Consider the following 18,533-nt stretch of genomic DNA (forward strand, 5'->3'; position numbering starts at 1 on the left):
TGTCAGTTCTGGAAATACCGGTTGGCGGGCCGGCCGAGTCCGTAATGGCCGCGCAGCGTATCGGCTTCGTATTCGCGCCGGAATAGCCCGCGCTTTTGCAGGATCGGCACGACATGATCGACGAAGATATCGAGCTGTGCCGGCAGCACGGGGGGCATGAGATTGAAGCCATCGGCCGCGCGGCTCTCGATCCAGTCTTCGATGACGTCCGCGATGCGCTCCGGCGAACCCGCCACCGTGAAGTGGCCGCGCGCGCCGGCGAGCTGGCGCAGGAGTCCGCGCAGCGTCGGCCGTTCGCGCGCGACGAGATCGGTGATGACGGCGGCGCGGCTTTGCGCGGCCTGCACCGTCGAAGGGTCGGGGAAGTCGTCGCGCGAGAGCGGCTGATCGAGCGGCAATGCGGAGAAGTCGTACCCGCCGAAGCGGTTCGACAACCGGCTCAGGCCGACTTCGATATCGGTCAGCGCATTGAGTTCTTCGAGCAGCGTGTGAGCTTGCGCGTCGGTCGGGCCAATCGCCGCGCTCAGACCTGGGAGGATGACGATGTCGTCCGCACGTCGGCCGGCGGCAATCGCCCCTTGCTTGAGTTCGGTGTAGAAATCCGCCGCTGATGCCTTGCTCAGATGGGCGGTGAAGACCGCTTCCGCATGACGGGCGGCAAACGCCTTACCGGTCGCCGACGAACCCGCCTGCACGAGCACTGGTCGTCCTTGTGGCGGGCGCGGCAGATTGAGCGGACCGGCGACGCGATAGAAACTGCCTTTCCAGTCGATGCGCCGCACTCGTTCTCGCTCGAGGAAGCGTCCGGTTTGCGGGTCGTCGATGATCGCGTCGTCGGCCCAGCTGTCCCACAGCGCCTTGACGACGCCAACGTATTCGTCGGCGCGCGCGTAGCGCTCGGCATGCTCGGGCGCACGCTCGTAGCCGAAGTTCGGGCCGGCGCCTCCCACCCACGAGGTGACGATGTTCCAGCCAATGCGCCCACCCGAAATATGATCGAGCGACGCAAACTGGCGCGCCAGATTGAACGGCTCGGTGTATGTCGTCGATGCCGTCGCAATCAGGCCGATGCGGGTCGTTTCGCGCGCGAGCGCGGCAAGTGCCGTTATCGGTTCGAGTGCGCCGCTTGCGACGTAGCGCGCACTGTCGCCGAGTTCGAGTGCATCGGCGAAGAAGATCGAATCGAAGCGGCCCGCCTCGGCGCGCTTCGCAAGATCGGCGAAATAGGTGATGTCGGTCAGGGCCTTACGCGTCGCGCCCGGATGGCGCCAACCCGCTTCGTGATGACCGCGGCCGTGAATGAACAGATTCAGATGGATAGGGCGGGGCATGGGCGAACTGGGTCCTGCGTGTGCGCAGGGACGCGACGACGATGGAGCGACTCATTCTATTGCGGCTCTCCGGCGCTTCAAACGAACAAAGTCAGATATCGATATCAATGCGCGCCCGGATGCGGGCGGAACGCGCGCGTTGTGCGGCAACTCTTTGTGTTTGAGCTATTTGGTCGCATTGATGCCCGGAGGGCGGTACCCGGTCTAGCGACCGCGATTCACCAGAATGCACACGGGACTTTTGCGTTTGGCGATCGCGGCGGCATAGTCCTCGGAGAACGCCCGCTGCGCGAAGCAAGGCGCCGAGGTCGCGAGCACGGCATCGACCTGCGCATATTGTTTGTTGAACACCCATGGCCGGCGTGCGAGCGTGCGGTCGTCGAGCCAGTAGGGACTCCAGTCTCGGGTCGTCTCGATGACCTCGCGCGCGAATTCCGGCCCGTACTCTAGCGCGCCCTCGATAACAACATCGATATACGACTCGACGAGCGGGAATTTCGCGTCAGGCACCGGAAGCCCTTCTCCCGGCGCTTTGCCTTGGGCCTTCGGCACGTAGACCCAGACAGTTCCCTGCGTCGGCAGCGGCTGCCACGACACCGCCTCGATAAGCGCCCGCGGCACCTCGACGCGCACGTATCCCTTCTCGCGCTCGTCGAACGCGGACATGTCGTTGCCGGCAACGGGATAGATCACTCCATTGATCGTCATCGGCGTCTCGCCCTCGAACGGACGCCGCAGGCCGAGCGCCGTGAACCCCGAGGATGCGCGGTCGCTCCAGCTGCGCACATAGCCGAACGCCGCCGAGACGCGCACCGGAATCGCCGCAATCGGCTTGCCGGCCGTGGCGGCGCGCGATGGCGTGTTGATGAGCGATCCGTAGCCGAAAATGAACTGCGTCGGCTGATCGGGAAGACGCGTTCCCCAGAAGTCGGTGGTCTGCGCGTGCGCTGCCGAGCCAAGCAGCACTAGCGATACAACGAATCCTCGAATCTTTGCCATCGCCGACATCGTCATATCTCCGTCCAATGCGTTACCGCAGATGATCGCTTCAGCCAGGGCGCCCCCGGCAAACGCGCGCGCCTGGCCTCAGGGTCGTCCAACCGGATTTCCCAGCCAACTGAAATCAAACTGGCGGCACGGAGCGATTCTAAGTCGAAAGCGTCCTGTGCGAGCCGGCACGTACAATCCGGTAGATCCGGACAGGTGACGCGCAACGGAAGATCTTTCGACAATGACAGGAAAGGACAGACCCGATGCCGAATTCTGAGCGCACGCGGCTGACTGCGCTGATCGACTCTGTCTGGCGTATCGCGTTTCGCCTCGGATTTCCGCTCGCCCGCGCGTGGTGGCACTTGCGGCGGCCTCGCCATGAGGGCGCGCTAGTCGCTATCTACGTCGGCCAGTCGCTGTTGCTGCTGAAGTCATCGTACCGTGCCGAATGGGGGTTCCCGGGCGGCAGCGTCCGGGCCGGTGAGACACCTGCTGCCGCGGCGCTGCGCGAGATGGCCGAGGAGATCGGGCTCGCGTTTCACCCGTTACTCCCGGCAGGCAGCGCAGCCGGCGAGTGGGATGGGCGAAGGGACCGGGTGCATTTCTTCGAAATGCGCGTCGATCACTTGCCCGAACTGCGGCTGGATCATCGCGAGATCGTCGCCGTGCATCTGGCGTCGCCGCAGGAATTGCCCGGCTTCGCGGTGACAGGCGCGGTCGCTGCGTATCTCCGCAGGGATGTGCGCCGCTAGCCGAGCCGCCCGGCGCGCGGTCGGTGTGACGCCGGACCCCGCGCGATGCGCGTTGCGCGACCATCGCGGGGCCATGGCCAGTAACGCGTCATCCGATATGTGCGAGCACGATCAGCGTCAGCGTGACGACGATAGCGCCGCCGATTCGCGTGGCGATCTGCGCGAAGGGCATCAGTTGCATCCGGTTCGCCGCGGTCAGGATCGCGACGTCGCCTGTGCCGCCCTGGCCGCTATGGCATGCATTCACGATCGCCGTGTCGATCGGGTAGAGCTTGAGCCGGCGCGCAACCAGAAAGCCGGTGCCCATCAGTGTCGCCACGGTCGCGACGATCGTCACGATATTGGCCAACGTGAACGCGGCGATCAACTTGTCCCATGGGGTCATGGCGACGCCGATCGCGAACAGCAGCGGATATGTCACCGCGGTCGAAAAGAACTTGTAGACGACGAATGCGCCTTCCTGCAACTGCGGCGAGACCGCACGCGCCAGCTTGACCAGCACCGCGAGGAACAGCATGGCAACCGGTGCGGGCAGACCGAACAGGTTGCGGCACATCAAGCCAAGCAGGTACAGCGTGATCGCCGTGATGCCGGCCGCCGCGATATGCGTCACGTCGATATGACCGCGAATCTCCTCCTCTTCCGGGTCCATTTCGTCTGTCTCTCCGGGCTGCAGACGCCCCTCGCCGGTGAGATGGGGAAAGCGCTTGCCGAGCATGTCCAACGCGCCAGCGAGCACGATGGCGGTGAGGCTGCCGAGCATCACCGGCGGCAACACTTGTGCAAACAGCTCGCCCTGCGGCAGATGCATGATTTCCGAATAGCCCACCGACAGCGGAATGGCGCCTTCACCGACACCCCCCGCCATGATCGGCACGACGATATACAGCAGCGTATGACGCACGCCGAGTCCGAATGCCGAGCCGACCGCGATACCGACGATGCATGCGGCCAGCGAACCCAGCGCGAGCGGCACGAAGATCTTGAGAAAGCCCTTGATCAGCACGCGCCGGTCCATGCTGAGAATACTGCCGACGATGATCGACGCGATGAACAGATAGAGGAAATTGCTCTGCTTCGTGAACTCGGTCGTGAGGCCGAGAATTGGCTTGGGCAACAGGTGATAGTAAGTCAGTGCGGAAGGCACGAACGTCGCACAGATCGCGGCCGCGCCGATATTGCGCAGAAGCGGCAGGCGCTTGCCAAGTTCCGCGCAGGTGAAGCCGAAGAACGCCAGCACGGCGATCGCCATTGAAATCTCACCCGGGATCTTGCCCGTCACCGCGAACCCGGTAATTAGCGCGAGCAGAATGAAATAGACCGGCAGCGGGATGATGCCGATTCTGTATTCCATCAGCTTCCACCAGCCTTCGGGCCAGAATCGAGTGACGTTGTCGGACCGCTGCGCGGCCGCCGCCGGTGAGTGCTTCGGCGTAGGTGAGGTGATGGACAAAATACGACTCCTTGATTTGATGCCGGGAATGTATGCCGGCGTCGCGTTTCGATACGGTCGAAGTGGTATCCGATGAGGGAACGGAACCGGAATGACAAAAAGCCCCTGGCTGAAAGGCGCACGCGCGCTTAGCCAGGCAATACGCCATGCCGGATCGAACAACGGATCAACTCGGAATTATTTGCAATGCAGAGCTTCTGCATCATCCGCGTCTTGGGTTTGATGATGTCTTCGCGGTGAGAAGACTGCCGAAGCTTGCTCCCGGGCGGTTGCGTCATCAACGCTGAGCCACACCTGTCCGTCGCACCGCGCGCAAATGGCCAGCTTTCTCGCATGCGACGCGTCCGGACGAACTACGCTCCCGCGGTATCCGCATGCTGCGCATGCGTAGGTGTAACGTACTCCAGTGAGTGTCTCCATCAGCCTTCTCCTGGCGGTCGCATCAGCCGCTTGACTCGGTAGCAACGGTAGCGGCGGTTGGAACCGGCAACTCATTCATCCGATCCTTTGCCTTGCTTCCAGATGTCTGCCGCTCAGGTTGCGGATCTCGTCCGGGCTTATCGTCCAGCGCGCGGCAGATATCGACCATCAGGTCGTTGTCGCTGGCGAAGCGCATCACAAAATCAAATCCGTCCGGACAGATACGTCGCAATTCGTTCGAGATACGTAGGCATTTGATGTCCTGCTCCACGACCGGCATCGCAAGCCGTGTGCTGGCTATAGGGTTGCCTGCGCAGCGTTCGCCTACGAACAGTGTAACGACTCCCGCGAGGCGCTCGGCCCAGTCGCCTGGCCGGAAGAGCTTGCGCTGCGACGTCACGCCGCGGATCAGGTGGTGTTCGATGCCATCGGTAGTCATGTTGCGGCTATCGCGGCATGCGCGTCGTCAGGTAGCAGGTATAAGCACTGTGATTGCGTGAGCTCGTCCAGCATCGCGTTCCGGCGTTGAAAGCACGATGGGGTCCCCGCAATCGATGATGCAATTCTAGGAGCGCGGAACCTTCTGAACGCTTTCAGCCACTGCACGTTCCGATGGGGGTTTTCCATGAGCAAATCCGCAGGCCATTTCATGGAAATCCCCTAAATGCAGGTCCTGACCGTGAAAGCCGGGAGAAGGGTTGGCGCTCCGACAATCCCGCCACCGACGCAATCGAAGTTGAGTGTGTCTCGTCATTGCGGTGGCTTCCAGCCTGTTGTTCAGCCTTGCCTCGCGGCACGCGGCAGCCGCGGAGAGCGGCAGATCACGATCGTGGTGGGCAGTATCACGAAGCTCACCAGGAATTGGGCAGAACGTATACGAACGAGTTTGTGAGCTCGAAACAGGTCAAGGGCGTCCTCGCCTCATCACAAGAGGAATCCGAATGATCGGTACAAGCGTCGTCGTGTATATCAGTAAAGCCACTGTGTTGCATAAATGACACGGGAAAGGAACGTGAAGGATTTGGATGACTAGCATGGCCAACATTCGCATACCGAACCGGTTGCAGGGACCTTGAGACGCACGCAATCGTGTGCAGGGAAAACACAATTTCAACACAGTAGTCTGAGGAGACAACTTGAAGACGAGATATCTTTCGCTGGCCGTCGCGGTCAGCGCACTTGGGGCAAGCGGCGCGCACGCGCAGTCGAGCGTGCAGCTTTACGGGCTGATGGATCTGAGCGTGCCGACTTACCAGTCCCACGCGGATGCCAACGGGAATCACGTCATCGGCATGGGCATTGGGGGAGAGCCGTGGTTTAGCGGCAGCCGCTGGGGCATGAGGGGCGCCGAAGACATTGGTGGCGGTTCGAAGATCATCTTCCGACTCGAGAGCGAATTCGTTGTCGCCAACGGTCAGATGGAAGATCCGGGTCAGCTGTTCGACCGCGATGCGTGGGTCGGTATCGAGAACGACACGTTCGGCAAAATTACGGCAGGCTTTCAGAACACCATCGCACGCGATGCTGCGGCGATCTATGGCGATCCGTATGGCAATGCGCGGCTGACGACGGAAGAGGGCGGCTGGACGAACGCCAACAACTTCAAACAGATGATTTTCTACGCGGCCAGCGCAACCGGCACGCGCTATGAAAACGGCGTCGCGTGGAAGAAGCTGTTCGACAATGGCATCTTTGCGAGTGCAGGTTACGCGTTCGGCAACCAGACGAGTTTCGGCACCAATGCGAATTACCAGGTTGCACTGGGCTATAACGGCGGCCCGTTCAGCGCGTCGGGCTTCTATAGCCACGTGAACCGCGAAGGCAACACGAACCAGTCTTTCTCGGTCGGCGGCAACTATGTGTTTGGAATTCTGCGTGCCAACGCCGGCTACTTCCGTTATCTCGGCAATCAGGGCGCGCTGGGTCAGCGTCAGGATAACGCGTGGACCGTGTCGCTCAAGCTGTCGCCGAAGGGTCCGCTCGATTACCAGCTCGGCTATCAGCAGATGCGCGTGAAGAATGCCGCGTATAACACCGACGGTGATATTCCGAATGCGAACATCGGCGCATTCGACCCAACCTCGGGCTTGCACGACGGTTGGAAGGAAACGCTGTATTGGTCCGCGTTTTATCATCTGTCAAAGCGCACCGAAGTGTATCTGGCCGGCGACTATATGAGGCTGCATGGCGGCTACACGGTCGGCACCACGTTCGGCGCGACGAACCAGCTCGAACTGACCACGGGTGTGCGTACTCGATTCTGATCGGGAAACACGGCCTCGCAGCGCATCCGTTTCGATTGACGTTCTTTAGCTAGCGGTCGCGGACTTTTCCGCGGCCGCTTTTTCATTTCAGCAGGCGAGGGAGAGGCATGTTCAGCAATACGTCTATCAGAACCGCGCTCACCGTGACCATCGCCGGCTACACAGCCGCGTTGATGTTCGTGATCGCGATATCCGTCGCCGGTTTGAAGGCCACGAACGGGGCGCTCGAGAAGATGTACGCCGAACAGACCGTTGCGATGCGCCACCTCGCCGCGAGCGGCGAGGCGCTTCAGAGCGTGCGCGTCGATCTCGGCGCCTACGAAACGCTCGTGGCACAGGGAAAGCCCACTGATGCGGTGCTCGCTCGCGTCCATGCCGGGCTTGCGGACAGCGATCGCGAACTGGCGGCCTATTTCGCGCAGCCTGCGTCGGACGACGACGAGAAGGCGCTGACCGACGCGCTGCGCGCAAAGCGCGAGCAGTTGCTGAAACAGGTGCTTCTACCTGAAGTCACTGCGCTCGACCAGAATGATTTCATCACCTTCCGGAGCACGGAACGGCAGGCGCCCGATGCGGTGTTCAGCGACTATAAGCATGCCGAATCTGCGCTCGAAAACTTCCAGATGAGGCACGAGGAAGCACGCTTTACCTCGGCCCAACAGCACTTCCGTTTACTGTGCTGGGTGTTCGCCGCAATCGGGCTGGTCGCGCTGGTGCTTGGCGTCTGCACGCGCTTCATGGTGAAAGCAGCGATTCTTCGACCTATCGACGCGGTAATCGAGCACTTCGAACGAATCGCGGCCGGCGACCTCACGGGACAGACCGGCGGCGTGCGCGCCAACGAAATGGGGCGCCTGATGGCCGCGCTGGCCCGCATGCAGCAGAGTCTCGTTGCCGCGGTCAGTCAGGTTCGTTTCGGCACGGCGGCAATCGCACAGGGTGTGCGAGAGATCGCGAGCGGCAATGCCGATCTGTCGGCGCGCACCGAACAGCAGGCGGCGACGCTGGAGGAGACGGCCGCGAGCATGGAGGAATTGACGGCGACGGTAAGGCAGAACGCCGACAACGCGCGCGAGGCCAATACGCTCGCTGAAAACGCGTCGCGAACCGCGGCACGTGGCGGCGAAGTGGTCGATCAGGTGATCGACCTGATCGCCGACATGTCGTCGGGCTCGAACCGGATCGTCGACATTATCGGCGCGATCGAAGGTATCGCCTTTCAGACCAACATACTTGCACTAAATGCCGCCGTGGAAGCCGCGCGAGCCGGCGACGAAGGACGAGGATTCGCCGTGGTGGCGGGTGAAGTGCGTGCGTTGGCGCAGCGCTCGGCGGCCGCGGCGAAAGAGATCAGGGAACTGATCGTCAGTTCGGTGGCGAAGGTCGAGAATGGGTCCGAACTGGCGATACGCGCCGGCGCGACCATGTCGGAGATCGTTGGTGCTGCGCGCAACGTGACCCGTATCGTGAGCGAAATCAGCGTGGCTTCGGAAGAACAGTCACGGGGCATCGAGCAGATCAGCCGCGCGGTCACGCACATGGACAAGGCGACTCAGCAGAATGCCGCGCTCGTCGAGCAGGCTGCGGCTGCCGCGGCATCGCTCGAGGAGCAGGCGGCCGCGCTCGACGGCGCGGTCGCGGTGTTCCGGACGAGCGAGCCGCTCGTGTCTTCCGGCGAGCCAAGCGGGAAGCGGCCGGAGCGGGTTGCCGCACTTTCGCCCGCGTGCGCATGACGATGCGCACGCCATCGCAGCGCAACCTGTGCGGTAATTGAAGATCCAACTGCACGACAGTGACGTGCGTGGAGGTGCAACATGGACACTCGAGCGATGCTGCGCCGCATTGCGACCGGTTTGCTTGCCGGCATGGTTCTCTTCGGCTTAAGTGGTTGCAATGCGTTGAGCGGGCCGCCCGCGCCAGAATGGCCGGGCCCTCACGCACCGTATCCGTTCCCCGGCGATGTCCCGCATCGAACGCAGTGATGACGAGCACAGCCAACCTCGGCGCTTGCCTGTCAATGCCCGAGGCCGGGAAACGCAATCCAGTACGGCGGCAGTGTGTTGATATGCGACGAGCCCGCTTTCAGCCCACAGCCGCCATTCGTGAATTGCTTCAGAATACAAGCCGATGAAGCAATTCCACGTTTTGTACAAGCACATTTCACTGAGACTACCAATGGTTGATTGGTCTGCTATCGCGATCGTCTTTTCCGTGTATGCGGCGGCTGTCGTCATACCCGGGCCGAACTTTGTCGCAGTCACTCACAAGGCGGTCGCCGGCAGACGCTCCGATGCGCTTGCGCTTGTCGCCGGGATCGTGACGGTGAATCTGTTCTGGGCGACTTGTACCATCCTTGGTATCGGAATGGTGTTCGCTATTTTCCCGTGGCTCGCTGTCGGCGTTAGGCTTGCTGGCGCGGCCTATCTGATCTGGTTCGGGCTGCGGCTCGTTGTGTCGGCACGGGCGACCCCCTTGGGAGCACGTCACCCAACGAAGGCGCCTCTGTTTCGTGCCGCGTTCCTGCAAGGTATCGCGACAAATATCGCGAACCCGAAGTCCATCGCCTTTTATGCGGCGGTCTTTTCCTCAGCGGTGCCCACCCACGTTTCCATGCCGACGTTCTTCGCGATGCTTGCTACTGTCGGTGCATCAGCGGCGTGCTGGTACGGAGCAGTCGCGCTCGTTCTATCGCACACGGTGATCGCGACGGCGTATCGTCGCGCGAAGGCATGGATCGACCTCACCTGTGGAGGGCTCATGATTGCGCTGGGAATCCGGCAGGCATTTCGTTGACAAAGTGCCCGGCGCAGCCCATCTGAACGGCCGCTTTGCGTGTGGGCGAGCGTCCCTGCTATGCGGCTCGCTGCGCTTCGAGCAATTGCGGATAATTGCCCGCGACCTCGCGGAAGATGTCGCTGATCGACTGCCCGCCTGGATCAAGACGGCCGTCGGCTTCCCATGCATCGAACGCGTCGAAGATCTTGTGCTTCAGGAAGTGCCGCCACACGACCGGCACACCGGCCAGGATTTCCGTCAACACCGCGTAGCGCTCGCGCGTCCAGCGCGCTTCATAGGCGGTGCGCGCCGCGCCGTAATCGAAGTGCGCGGCCGGCGTGCGCTGCGCGTTCGCCTGGAGTTCGGTGCGCCGCGCAGCGGTCGCTTCCATATCTACTTCGCCCGCGCGCAGTACGACGCCGTACAGCGCCAGCGCATCCGCTTCGCTCAGATAGCCGCGCGTCACGTCGGTCGCGACCATCCGCGGATCGCGCTCGTACGGGTTGCCATAACCGCCGCCGCCGCAGCCTTCGAGGCGGATCACGTCGCCTGGGTCGCACACGACCAGATCGGTCACGCCAAGGTTCTCTTCCTGCACGGTGCCCGGGTTGCGCGTGAAGCGCGACGTCGATCCCGCCTTGCCGCCGAGCACGCCCCACGACGCGAAGCGTGAGCGGTCGCGATTGCGCGCGGTCACCAGCGTGCCCGGCGAGAACACGCGGAACTCCATCACGGTGCCGAGTCCGCCGCGATAGCGTCCCGCGCCCGCGCTGCCCGGCACCATGCCGTACTTCAGGATGCGGATCGGCACCTCTGCTTCGTTGATCTCGACCGGCGTGTTGCGCAGGAACGCGACGTTGGCGCCTGACGCGTCCGAGCCATCGCCGTTGATCATGCCGCCCGCGCCGCCGCCGACCGGACCGATTGCCGCGATCACGGTGCGTCCGTCGCTATCGACGGTGCGCACGTTCAGAATCGACATGCCGCCGGCCGGGCACGCGGGCAGCCGGTCCGGACAGACCATCGAGAACGCGCCGAACGTGACGTTCTGCGCAACCTTGCAGGTCAGACTGCGCATGCCGACCGCGGCGGGCGGCAGGCAGTTCATGATCGTGCCTTCCGGCAGCACACAGCGCGCGACCTTCAGCATGCCCGCATTGAGCAGCAGATCCGGGTGCAGCGAATACAGCACGTAATTGAGCCCGACGAGCGCGAGCACGTGCCGCTCCTTGCCACCGGTCGGCATGTTCAGCGACGAATTGAGCTGCGGGTCGCTGCCGGTGAAATCGAGCACCAGCGATTCGCCTTGCACTTTCAGATTCAGCGCGACGCGCAGCGGCTTGCCGTTGACCGCATCCTCGTCGGCGTACTCGGCGAAGAAATATTCGCCATCCGGCATGCCGGCGACGATCGCCCGCGCCTGCTCTTCCGAGTAGTCGATCATCGCGTGCATGCCGGCCTTGAAATCGTCGATGCCGAAGCGTTCGATGATTTCCAGCACACGCCGCTCGCCGGTCATCAGCATCGCGATTTGCGCCTTCAGGTCGCCGCGATTCTGCTCGGCGGCGCGGACGTTGATCGCCATATGGTCGAGCAATGTCTCGTCGAGCACGCCCGCGCGCACGATCCTGGTCGGCGCCCAGCGAATGCCTTCCTGATAGATCTCGGTCAGCGTGCGCGACAGCGACGCGGGCACCGCGCCGCCCATGTCGGTGTTGTGGATGTGCCCGCCGACGTAGCAGACGATCTCGCCGTTGTAGAACACCGGCTTCCACATCATCACGTCGGGGGTGTGCGTGGCGACGTAACCGCTGTACGCGTCGTTGGTCATGCCGATGTCGCCCGGCTCGTAGTGATCGATCGCCTCGATCACCGAGCCGAAGTCGAGGCCCGGATACCAGGTCGCGCCGAGCGTTTTAGGCGACGCGAACGTGAGCCCTGCGGGCGTCATGATCGTGCAGGAGAAATCTTCGGTTTCCTTGACGAACGCCGAGTGCGCGGTGCGCATCAGCGTGTGGGCCATGCTTTCCGCGGCCGCGACGCAGTAATTGGCGAAGATCTGTAGAACGGATCGATTGAATGTCATGGTCTGGTCCTTCGGATATCACTGGCGCTTCACTGAGCCGACAGCAGCAGGTTGCCGTATTCGTCGACGACGGCTTCGAAGCCCGGCAGCACGCAGGTCGTCGTGTCGTCCTGCGCGATGATCGCGGGGCCGTGAAAGCGATGACCGGCGAGCAGCACCGAGCGGCGGTACAGCGGCACCTTGCGCCAGGCGCCGTCCAGATACACGTCGATCAGCGCCTCGACGCGCGGCGCGCCTTCGCCGAGCGCGATCTTCGGCATCTCTGGCTTCGGTGTCGGCAGGCTGATCACGAGGCGCAGCGCCACGACCTGCACGGGCGAACTCGCGTCGCTGTGGCCATACAGCCGATGATGCTCGCGGTGGAACGCGGAGCCGATCGTCGCGATGTCGCCGTTGCGAATGGCTTGCGGATCGAGCGGTGTGTCGACTTCGAACGACTGGCCGCGGTAGCGCATCTCGGCCGAGACGAGCATTTCCGCGCCTGCATCGGAGCCGGTTTCGTTGATGATCCACTCGCGCGCCTGCGCTTCGAGCGTCGCGAGGTCGCCGGCGAGTTTGTCGAGCGAAGCGGCGTCGAGCGGATAGTAGGTGGTGCGCACGAAGTCGTTCTTCGTATCGGCGATCAGGCCGCCCAGCGCGCTCAGCACGCCCGGCGTGGTCGGCACGATCAGATGGCGCATGTTCAGCGCGCGCGCAAGGAAGCCGCCGAGCATCGGGCCCGCGCCGCCGAACGGCATCAGCGAGAATGCGCGCGGATCGATGCCGAAGCGCGACACGATACGGCTCACGCCGCCGTACATGCCGGACACCGCGACGTCGATGATCGCGGCCGCCGTTCGATGCACGTCGATGCCGAGCCGTTGCGCGAGCGGTTCGATCGCGCGGCGGCTCGCTTCGACGTCGACCTGCACCGCGTTATAGCCGAGCGACGCACGGCCCAGCACGCCGATCACCGCGAACGCGTCGGTGATGGTCGGGCGTGTGCCGCCGCGGCCATAGCAGACCGGACCCGGGTTCGAGCCGGCGCTTTCCGGACCGACCTTCAATACGCCGAAATCGTCGACCCATGCGATCGAGCCGCCGCCATCGCCGATCGACGAAACCGACACCGACGGGATATGAATCTGGAAGTCGCCGATGTACTCGCCGGTCGCGTACTGCGGTTTGCCATCGACGATCAGCGCGACGTCGGCCGTCGTGCCGCCGATGTCGAGGCTCATGCAGTCCTTGATCTTGCACATGCCGGCCAGATACGACGCGCCGATCACGCCCGCGGCGGTGCCCGACAGGATCATCTGCACGCAATTGCTCTTGCCGTGCTCGGCGCTCATCACGCCGCCATTCGACTTCGTCACTTTCAGGTCCGCGCCGACGCCGCTTTCGGCAAGTGCGGCCTGCAAGCGCGTCAGGTATTGCGACACGCGCGGCTGCACGTAGCCGCCGATCGTCGCGGTGACCGTGCGCTCGTATTCGCGGATGATCGGCCACACTTCGTGCGAACACGATACGAAAAACCCGGGCGCCGCTCTCTCGATGATCGCTTTGACCTGCTGCTCATGCGCGGGATTGCGATAAGAATGCAGCAGCGAAATCACCACGCCTTCGCAATGCGCCGCCTGCAGCGCTTCGAGCGCGGCGAGCACGCTCGCTTCGTCGATCGGCGCTTCCTCGGTGCCGTCGGGGCGCATGCGGCCATCGACGCCAAATACGCGATCGCGCGTGATGAGCGGTTCGGGGCGCCTCGACATCAGGTTGTACATGTCGGGGATCTTCAGGCGCGCGATATCCAGCACGTCCTCGAAATGGCGCGTCGTGATCAGCGCGAGGCGCAAGCCCTTGCGTTGCACGACCGAGTTCACGCCGACCGTCGTGCCGTGCGTGAAGTACACGACTTCGTGCGGATCGATGCCGAAGCGCGCTTTCAGGCCTTGCATGCCGTCGATCACTTCGCTGCCCGGCGAATCCGGCCGCGAGAACACTTTCAGCGTGCGCGTGGTGCGCGTCTCGTCGTCCAGCACGGCGAAGTCCGTAAACGATCCGCCGATATCCACTCCAATTCTCAAGCCCATTGCCGTCCCTTTAGGTAAGCCTCGCAGACCATTCGCGTCTGCGTCGCGTCAACGACTCTGATTCCCACAGCGATTTGGTGAATGAAAAAGCAGCCTTTGCAGCGCAGCGCGGGTCGTCACATCATCTCGGGACTCGCCAGCCGGGTTCCATCGCTAAAGCGCGTCAACCGGTAGGGCTGAATATCGATCCCGGTTGCGTCATTGGTCACGATGCGGCTAACCAGCATGCCGGCTCCCGGTCCCAACCCGAAGCCATGACCGCTGAACCCGGACGCGATCACGAGGCCGGGCGCGCTGTCCACCCGCGACATCACCGGCACCAGATCGGGCGTCGTGTCGATCGCGCCGGCCCACGCATGCGCGACACGCAATCCCGACAGCTCGGGAAACACCGTCGCGACGTTTTGCAGCGCACGGGTCGGCCACTCGGCATCGGGCACAGGATTCAGAACCCGCGTTAGCTCGAACGGCGAGATGTCGTCGTTACGCCAGTCGGCACTCCCTTCGGGGCCGCCGAAGAACGGTTGCGCGATCCGGAACTTGAGCTTCTTGTTGAGTTTGCTGCGGAACATCTTGCGAAACTTGACCGCGTGCCGCAGGTTCTGCGGCGAGATTTCCATGCGTCCGTAGCCGGGGACCGCGATCGTATAGCCGCCGTCGAGCCGCCGCCTCATCGCGAAGTTCGGGCCGGAGAAGCACCCATCTATCACGGCCGGCGCTTCGGCCGTGCGCAGCGCGGTGCCGATCACGTTGACCGCCGGCAGATCGATGCCATGACGCCGGCAGAAGAGGGCACTCCACGCGCCGCCGGCCAGCACGACGCTGCTCGCGCCGATCAGGCCGCGCTCGGTCCATACACCGGAGACACGGCCCGCGCTGATATCGAGTCCGCGAACCGCGCAGGTCTGATGCACGCGCGCGCCGAGCCGTTGCGCGCCTCTTGCAATGGCGGGCGCCGCTTTCGACGGCTCCGCGCGTCCATCGGAATGCGACCACACGCCGCCTGCCCACTTCGCCTGACCATTGGGAACGCGCGCCGCCAGTTCGCGAGCCGACAGCAACTGACTATCGAAGCCGAGCGCACGGGCCTTGCCGAGCCATGTTTCCCATTGCGCGACGTCCGCGGACTGCTCGCTTCCGTACAGGATGCCGGCTCGCCTGAAGCCGATGTCTTCGCCGAGTTCGTCGCTCAACTCGCTCCAGCGCGCGAGGCTTTGCATCGCGAGCGGCAACTCGTGCAGATCGCGGTTCTGCTGACGCACCCAACCCCAGTTGCGTCCCGATTGTTCGGCGCCAATGATGCCTTTCTCGAGCAGCACGACCGATACGCCGCGCCGCGCAAGCTCGTAAGCGGTGCTGACGCCGATGATGCCGCCGCCGATCACCGCGACGTCACAGCGAGCGGGGAATCCGTCGCTATTCGAAACTTCGTCGATTCTTAGCATGTTCGAGCAACCATGATGGATGAGAGCGGCGATTACCGGATGGGTGTCGTTGCAGTCAAAAGATCACGTAGATCTTGCGCAGCGTTTCGTCGATGTTCCAAAGCCCTTCGGTGTTGGCTTCGAAGAACAGCGTGTCGCCGGCGGCGAAGCGGATCGTGTCTTCTCCGTCGGGTGTGAAGGTGCCGCTGCCCTTGATGAAATGCATGACCTCCGCCTGCTTGACCGAGCGCCTGTAGGTGCCGGGCGAGCACTCGAACAGCCCGGTGTCGACCGCGTCATGACCCGGAATCACGTACTGGCGTCCCGCTACGCGTGACGGCTCGGTGCCGGGCAGGCCGGCGGTTCCCCAATCCTCGAGGGCGGTGACTTCCGCCGCTTGCCTGATCTGCTGCACTTTCATGTGGTTTGTTCCTGTTGGCGTGAGCGCAGGTCGATACGGCGTTCGATCCGGCCTAGCCGGACCACGGTGACGCCGGCGCGCAACTGGCGCAGCGACGGCATCACGAGCATGCAGTCGTCGTACGGCGTCGCGACCGGCTGGCCATCCGACCAGGCGATCACGGTGCCGGCGTGCTCGAACGTTTCGAGCCCGGTGTAAGGCCCCGCGAAGCGGAAGTCCATGCTCTTTGCAACGACCGGTTCGGTCACGCGGACGATGCGCATTTCGTCGGGCAGCGGCCTGATCCAGCCGGACGGCAGATCCGCCGCGTCGACGATGCCCGAGAGCAACAGAAAACGCGCGGTGCAGTCGCGCGCGACCGTCACCGCGCTGGCTTCCCAATGCTGGCCGCATTCGATCAGCAGCGCGTTCTTCGCGCTCGCGTCGTCGCCGAAGCCTTCGTAGTCGCGCATCCGGCGGCCTTCGGGATGGCCTTCGTCCTGGATCACCGTGGCGGGCGCGCCGAGCCGCTCGGCCAGTTCCGCGCCTTTGCGCAGCGGGCCCGCGACGATCAGCGGCGCGCTTTTTTCATGCATCGAATGCAGATCGAGCAGCAGGTCGACCGTGTCGATCACCGGCCGCATCGCGCGCGCACGATCGAGTTCGGACGAGCGCGCTGCAACGTCGTCGAGTTTCGCGGCGGTCCATACGCGGTTGAAGTCCTGATCGACGAAGCGCGCCTTGTCGGGCGTTGACGGATCGAAGCGCGCGTAGGCGGCGACGTTCGCGAACGACAGCGTGAGCTTGCCGCAGCGCGGCCGCAGCCCGCCGCGCAACAACGCGTCGACCGTGATCGCGCCGCACACTTCGTTGCCGTGCGTCAGCGCGTTGATCATCACGTGCGGGCCGGGTTGGCCGGAGTCGAACGTGTGCACGTATGCGATGCCGGTATTGCCGTCGGCGTGCGCCGAGATGTCCGGGAATTCGACTTCGATCGGATAGGCTTGCATGTTTACTCCAGTCCTCCCTGACACAGATACTTGATCGACAGATAGTCATCCAGTCCGTACTTCGATCCTTCGCGACCATAGCCGGATTCCTTCACGCCGCCGAACGGCGCCGCCTCCGAAGCGAGCGCGCCTTCGTTGATGCCGACGATACCCGCTTCCAGCGCGCGCGACACGCGCTCGATACGGCGCATGCTCTCGCTATAGAAATACGACGCGAGCCCGAACGGCGTGTCGTTCGCGGCCTGCACCGCTTCCTGCTCGCTGTCGAACGGGAACAGCGGCACGACCGGGCCGAAGGTTTCCTCGCCGCACAACGCCATCGACGCCGTGGCGTTGCCCAGCACCGTGGGCGCGTAGTAGTGCGGTCCCAGCTCGGTGAGCCGCCGTCCGCCGGTCAGCACGACCGCGCCATTCGCGAGCGCGTCGTCGACATGACGCGCGATCTTGTCCACGGCCCGTTCGTTGATCATCGGGCCGATCTGCGAAGCGGGATCGCTCGCGGGGCCAACCCGCAGCTCGGCCACCTTCGCGCACAGCAGCGCGGAGAAATGCTCGTAGACGCCGCGCTGCACGTACACGCGGTTCGGGCACACGCAGGTCTGCCCGCCATTTCGGAACTTCGCGGCGAGCAGGCCATTGACCGCGGCATCGAGGTCGGCGTCGTCGAATACGATGAAGGGCGCATTGCCGCCGAGTTCCAGAGAAAGCTTCTTCAGCGTGCCTGCCGATTCACGCGCGAGGTGCTTGCCGACGGGCGTCGATCCGGTGAACGTGATCTTGCGCACGCGGCTGTCTGCGAGCCATTCGCCGACCGTCTCCGCCGCGCCGGCGCGCGAGGCCGAGATCAGATTGAGCACGCCGGCTGGCACGCCCGCCTCGTGCGCCAGCATCACCAGCGCGATGGCGGTGAGCGGCGTGTCTTCAGCGGGCTTCGCGACGACCGTGCAGCCTGCCGCGAGCGCCGGCGCGATCTTGCGCGCGATCATCGCGAGCGGAAAATTCCACGGCGTGATCGCGGCGACGATGCCGATCGGTTCCTTGATCGCACTCATGCGTTTGCCACGCTGCTGCTGTGGAATCAGATCGCCGTAGATGCGGGTGGCTTCGTCGGCGAACCACGCGACGTACGACGCGCCATAGCTGACCTCGCCGCGCCCTTCCGCGAGCGGCTTGCCCTGTTCGAGCGAAATCAGCGCGCCGAGCGCGTCGCGATTCGCGACGATCAGCGCGTGCCAGCGGTGCAGCACGGCCGCGCGTTCGTTCGCGAGCCTTGCACGCCATGCGGGCAGCGCCTTGGCGGCGGCGTCGGTGGCGGCGCGCGCGTCGCTGGGACCGCTGTCGGCCACCTCGGCGATCAGCTTGCCGGTTGCCGGATCGGTGACCGCGAAGCGGCGGCCGCTCGCGGCCGCGACCCACTCGCCGTTGATGAAGTTGTCCGTGCGGATCAGCGCGCGGGCCTGTTGTTCGAGATTCGTGCTCATCTGAGGTTTCCAGTTCGGTTGGCCTGCGAGGGCGGAGTGCCCGACACGCGCCGGGCAGCCATGCCGTCTGCACTATTA

Annotated in this window: 13 protein-coding genes and 1 pseudogene; 4 read left to right on the forward strand and 10 right to left on the reverse strand. The window is 63.8% G+C overall.

What is annotated here, in order from left to right; all coding sequences use genetic code 11:
• Positions 1-2: 2 nt before the first annotated feature.
• Together G5S42_RS31485 and G5S42_RS31490 are read right to left on the reverse strand one after the other, a co-directional pair.
• Positions 3-1,331, reverse strand: a complete 1,329-nt coding sequence (locus G5S42_RS31485) for an LLM class flavin-dependent oxidoreductase (RefSeq protein ID WP_176110736.1) — start codon at positions 1,329-1,331, stop codon at positions 3-5.
• A gap of 204 nt (positions 1,332-1,535) precedes the next feature.
• Positions 1,536-2,339, reverse strand: coding sequence for a gamma-glutamylcyclotransferase family protein (locus G5S42_RS31490; protein WP_176110737.1), 804 nt, complete (start codon positions 2,337-2,339; stop codon positions 1,536-1,538).
• A 245-nt stretch (positions 2,340-2,584) separates the two neighbouring features.
• Here G5S42_RS31490 and G5S42_RS31495 point away from each other — a divergent pair, with 245 nt between their 5' ends.
• On the forward strand, positions 2,585-3,073 hold the full coding sequence (locus tag G5S42_RS31495; protein ID WP_176110738.1) for an NUDIX domain-containing protein: 489 nt from the start codon (positions 2,585-2,587) through the stop codon (positions 3,071-3,073).
• A gap of 88 nt (positions 3,074-3,161) precedes the next feature.
• Here G5S42_RS31495 and G5S42_RS31500 read toward each other — a convergent pair whose 3' ends face one another.
• Positions 3,162-4,520, reverse strand: a complete 1,359-nt coding sequence (locus G5S42_RS31500) for a 2-hydroxycarboxylate transporter family protein (RefSeq protein ID WP_312883702.1) — start codon at positions 4,518-4,520, stop codon at positions 3,162-3,164.
• 583 nt (positions 4,521-5,103) lie between these two features.
• Positions 5,104-5,385: pseudogene (locus G5S42_RS31505) on the reverse strand (DUF3579 domain-containing protein); the annotation flags it as partial.
• A 697-nt stretch (positions 5,386-6,082) separates the two neighbouring features.
• Here G5S42_RS31505 and G5S42_RS31510 point away from each other — a divergent pair.
• The 3 genes from G5S42_RS31510 to G5S42_RS31520 all read left to right on the forward strand — a co-directional run bounded on the left by G5S42_RS31510 (position 6,083) and on the right by G5S42_RS31520 (position 10,003).
• On the forward strand, positions 6,083-7,210 hold the full coding sequence (locus tag G5S42_RS31510) for a porin (protein WP_176110741.1): 1,128 nt from the start codon (positions 6,083-6,085) through the stop codon (positions 7,208-7,210).
• Between the two features lie 107 nt (positions 7,211-7,317).
• The gene (locus tag G5S42_RS31515; RefSeq protein WP_176110742.1) at positions 7,318-8,943 is read left to right on the forward strand and encodes a methyl-accepting chemotaxis protein; all 1,626 of its coding nucleotides are present in this window, start codon (positions 7,318-7,320) and stop codon (positions 8,941-8,943) included.
• Between the two features lie 442 nt (positions 8,944-9,385).
• Complete coding sequence (locus G5S42_RS31520; RefSeq protein ID WP_176111921.1) at positions 9,386-10,003, forward strand: LysE family translocator; 618 nt, start codon at positions 9,386-9,388, stop codon at positions 10,001-10,003.
• Positions 10,004-10,061: 58 nt separating this feature from the next.
• On the opposite strand, the gene G5S42_RS31525 is transcribed toward G5S42_RS31520, so the two are convergent.
• The 6 genes from G5S42_RS31525 to G5S42_RS31550 form a co-directional block, all read right to left on the reverse strand.
• On the reverse strand, positions 10,062-12,071 hold the full coding sequence (locus tag G5S42_RS31525; RefSeq protein WP_176110743.1) for a hydantoinase B/oxoprolinase family protein: 2,010 nt from the start codon (positions 12,069-12,071) through the stop codon (positions 10,062-10,064).
• Between the two features lie 29 nt (positions 12,072-12,100).
• Positions 12,101-14,140 (reverse strand): hydantoinase/oxoprolinase family protein, encoded by a 2,040-nt coding sequence (locus G5S42_RS31530; protein ID WP_176110744.1) that lies wholly within the window; start codon positions 14,138-14,140, stop codon positions 12,101-12,103.
• A 116-nt stretch (positions 14,141-14,256) separates the two neighbouring features.
• The gene (locus G5S42_RS31535; protein WP_176110745.1) at positions 14,257-15,585 is read right to left on the reverse strand and encodes an NAD(P)/FAD-dependent oxidoreductase; all 1,329 of its coding nucleotides are present in this window, start codon (positions 15,583-15,585) and stop codon (positions 14,257-14,259) included.
• A 55-nt stretch (positions 15,586-15,640) separates the two neighbouring features.
• Complete coding sequence (locus tag G5S42_RS31540; protein ID WP_018435672.1) at positions 15,641-15,985, reverse strand: cupin domain-containing protein; 345 nt, start codon at positions 15,983-15,985, stop codon at positions 15,641-15,643.
• Positions 15,982-16,974 (reverse strand): M14 family metallopeptidase, encoded by a 993-nt coding sequence (locus tag G5S42_RS31545; protein ID WP_176110746.1) that lies wholly within the window; start codon positions 16,972-16,974, stop codon positions 15,982-15,984. The genes G5S42_RS31540 and G5S42_RS31545 overlap by 4 nt, the downstream gene beginning before the upstream one ends.
• Positions 16,975-16,976: 2 nt before the next feature.
• Entirely contained in the window at positions 16,977-18,455 is a 1,479-nt protein-coding gene (locus G5S42_RS31550; RefSeq protein WP_176110747.1) for an NAD-dependent succinate-semialdehyde dehydrogenase, read from the reverse strand.
• Between the last annotated feature and the right edge of the window lie 78 nt (positions 18,456-18,533).

It is taken from the genome of Paraburkholderia youngii, from assembly GCF_013366925.1.
GTDB lineage: Bacteria > Pseudomonadota > Gammaproteobacteria > Burkholderiales > Burkholderiaceae > Paraburkholderia > Paraburkholderia youngii.

Coding starts and splice junctions, on each gene's coding strand:
- G5S42_RS31485 (WP_176110736.1), bottom strand. CDS start 1,331: ATGCCCCGCCCTATCCATCTGAATCTGTTCATTCACGGCCGCGGTCAT.
- G5S42_RS31540 (WP_018435672.1), bottom strand. CDS start 15,985: ATGAAAGTGCAGCAGATCAGGCAAGCGGCGGAAGTCACCGCCCTCGAG.
- G5S42_RS31530 (WP_176110744.1), bottom strand. CDS start 14,140: ATGGGCTTGAGAATTGGAGTGGATATCGGCGGATCGTTTACGGACTTC.
- G5S42_RS31550 (WP_176110747.1), bottom strand. CDS start 18,455: ATGAGCACGAATCTCGAACAACAGGCCCGCGCGCTGATCCGCACGGAC.
- G5S42_RS31545 (WP_176110746.1), bottom strand. CDS start 16,974: ATGCAAGCCTATCCGATCGAAGTCGAATTCCCGGACATCTCGGCGCAC.
- G5S42_RS31535 (WP_176110745.1), bottom strand. CDS start 15,585: ATGCTAAGAATCGACGAAGTTTCGAATAGCGACGGATTCCCCGCTCGC.
- G5S42_RS31525 (WP_176110743.1), bottom strand. CDS start 12,071: ATGACATTCAATCGATCCGTTCTACAGATCTTCGCCAATTACTGCGTC.
- G5S42_RS31515 (WP_176110742.1), top strand. CDS start 7,318: ATGTTCAGCAATACGTCTATCAGAACCGCGCTCACCGTGACCATCGCC.
- G5S42_RS31490 (WP_176110737.1), bottom strand. CDS start 2,339: ATGTCGGCGATGGCAAAGATTCGAGGATTCGTTGTATCGCTAGTGCTG.
- G5S42_RS31495 (WP_176110738.1), top strand. CDS start 2,585: ATGCCGAATTCTGAGCGCACGCGGCTGACTGCGCTGATCGACTCTGTC.
- G5S42_RS31520 (WP_176111921.1), top strand. CDS start 9,386: ATGGTTGATTGGTCTGCTATCGCGATCGTCTTTTCCGTGTATGCGGCG.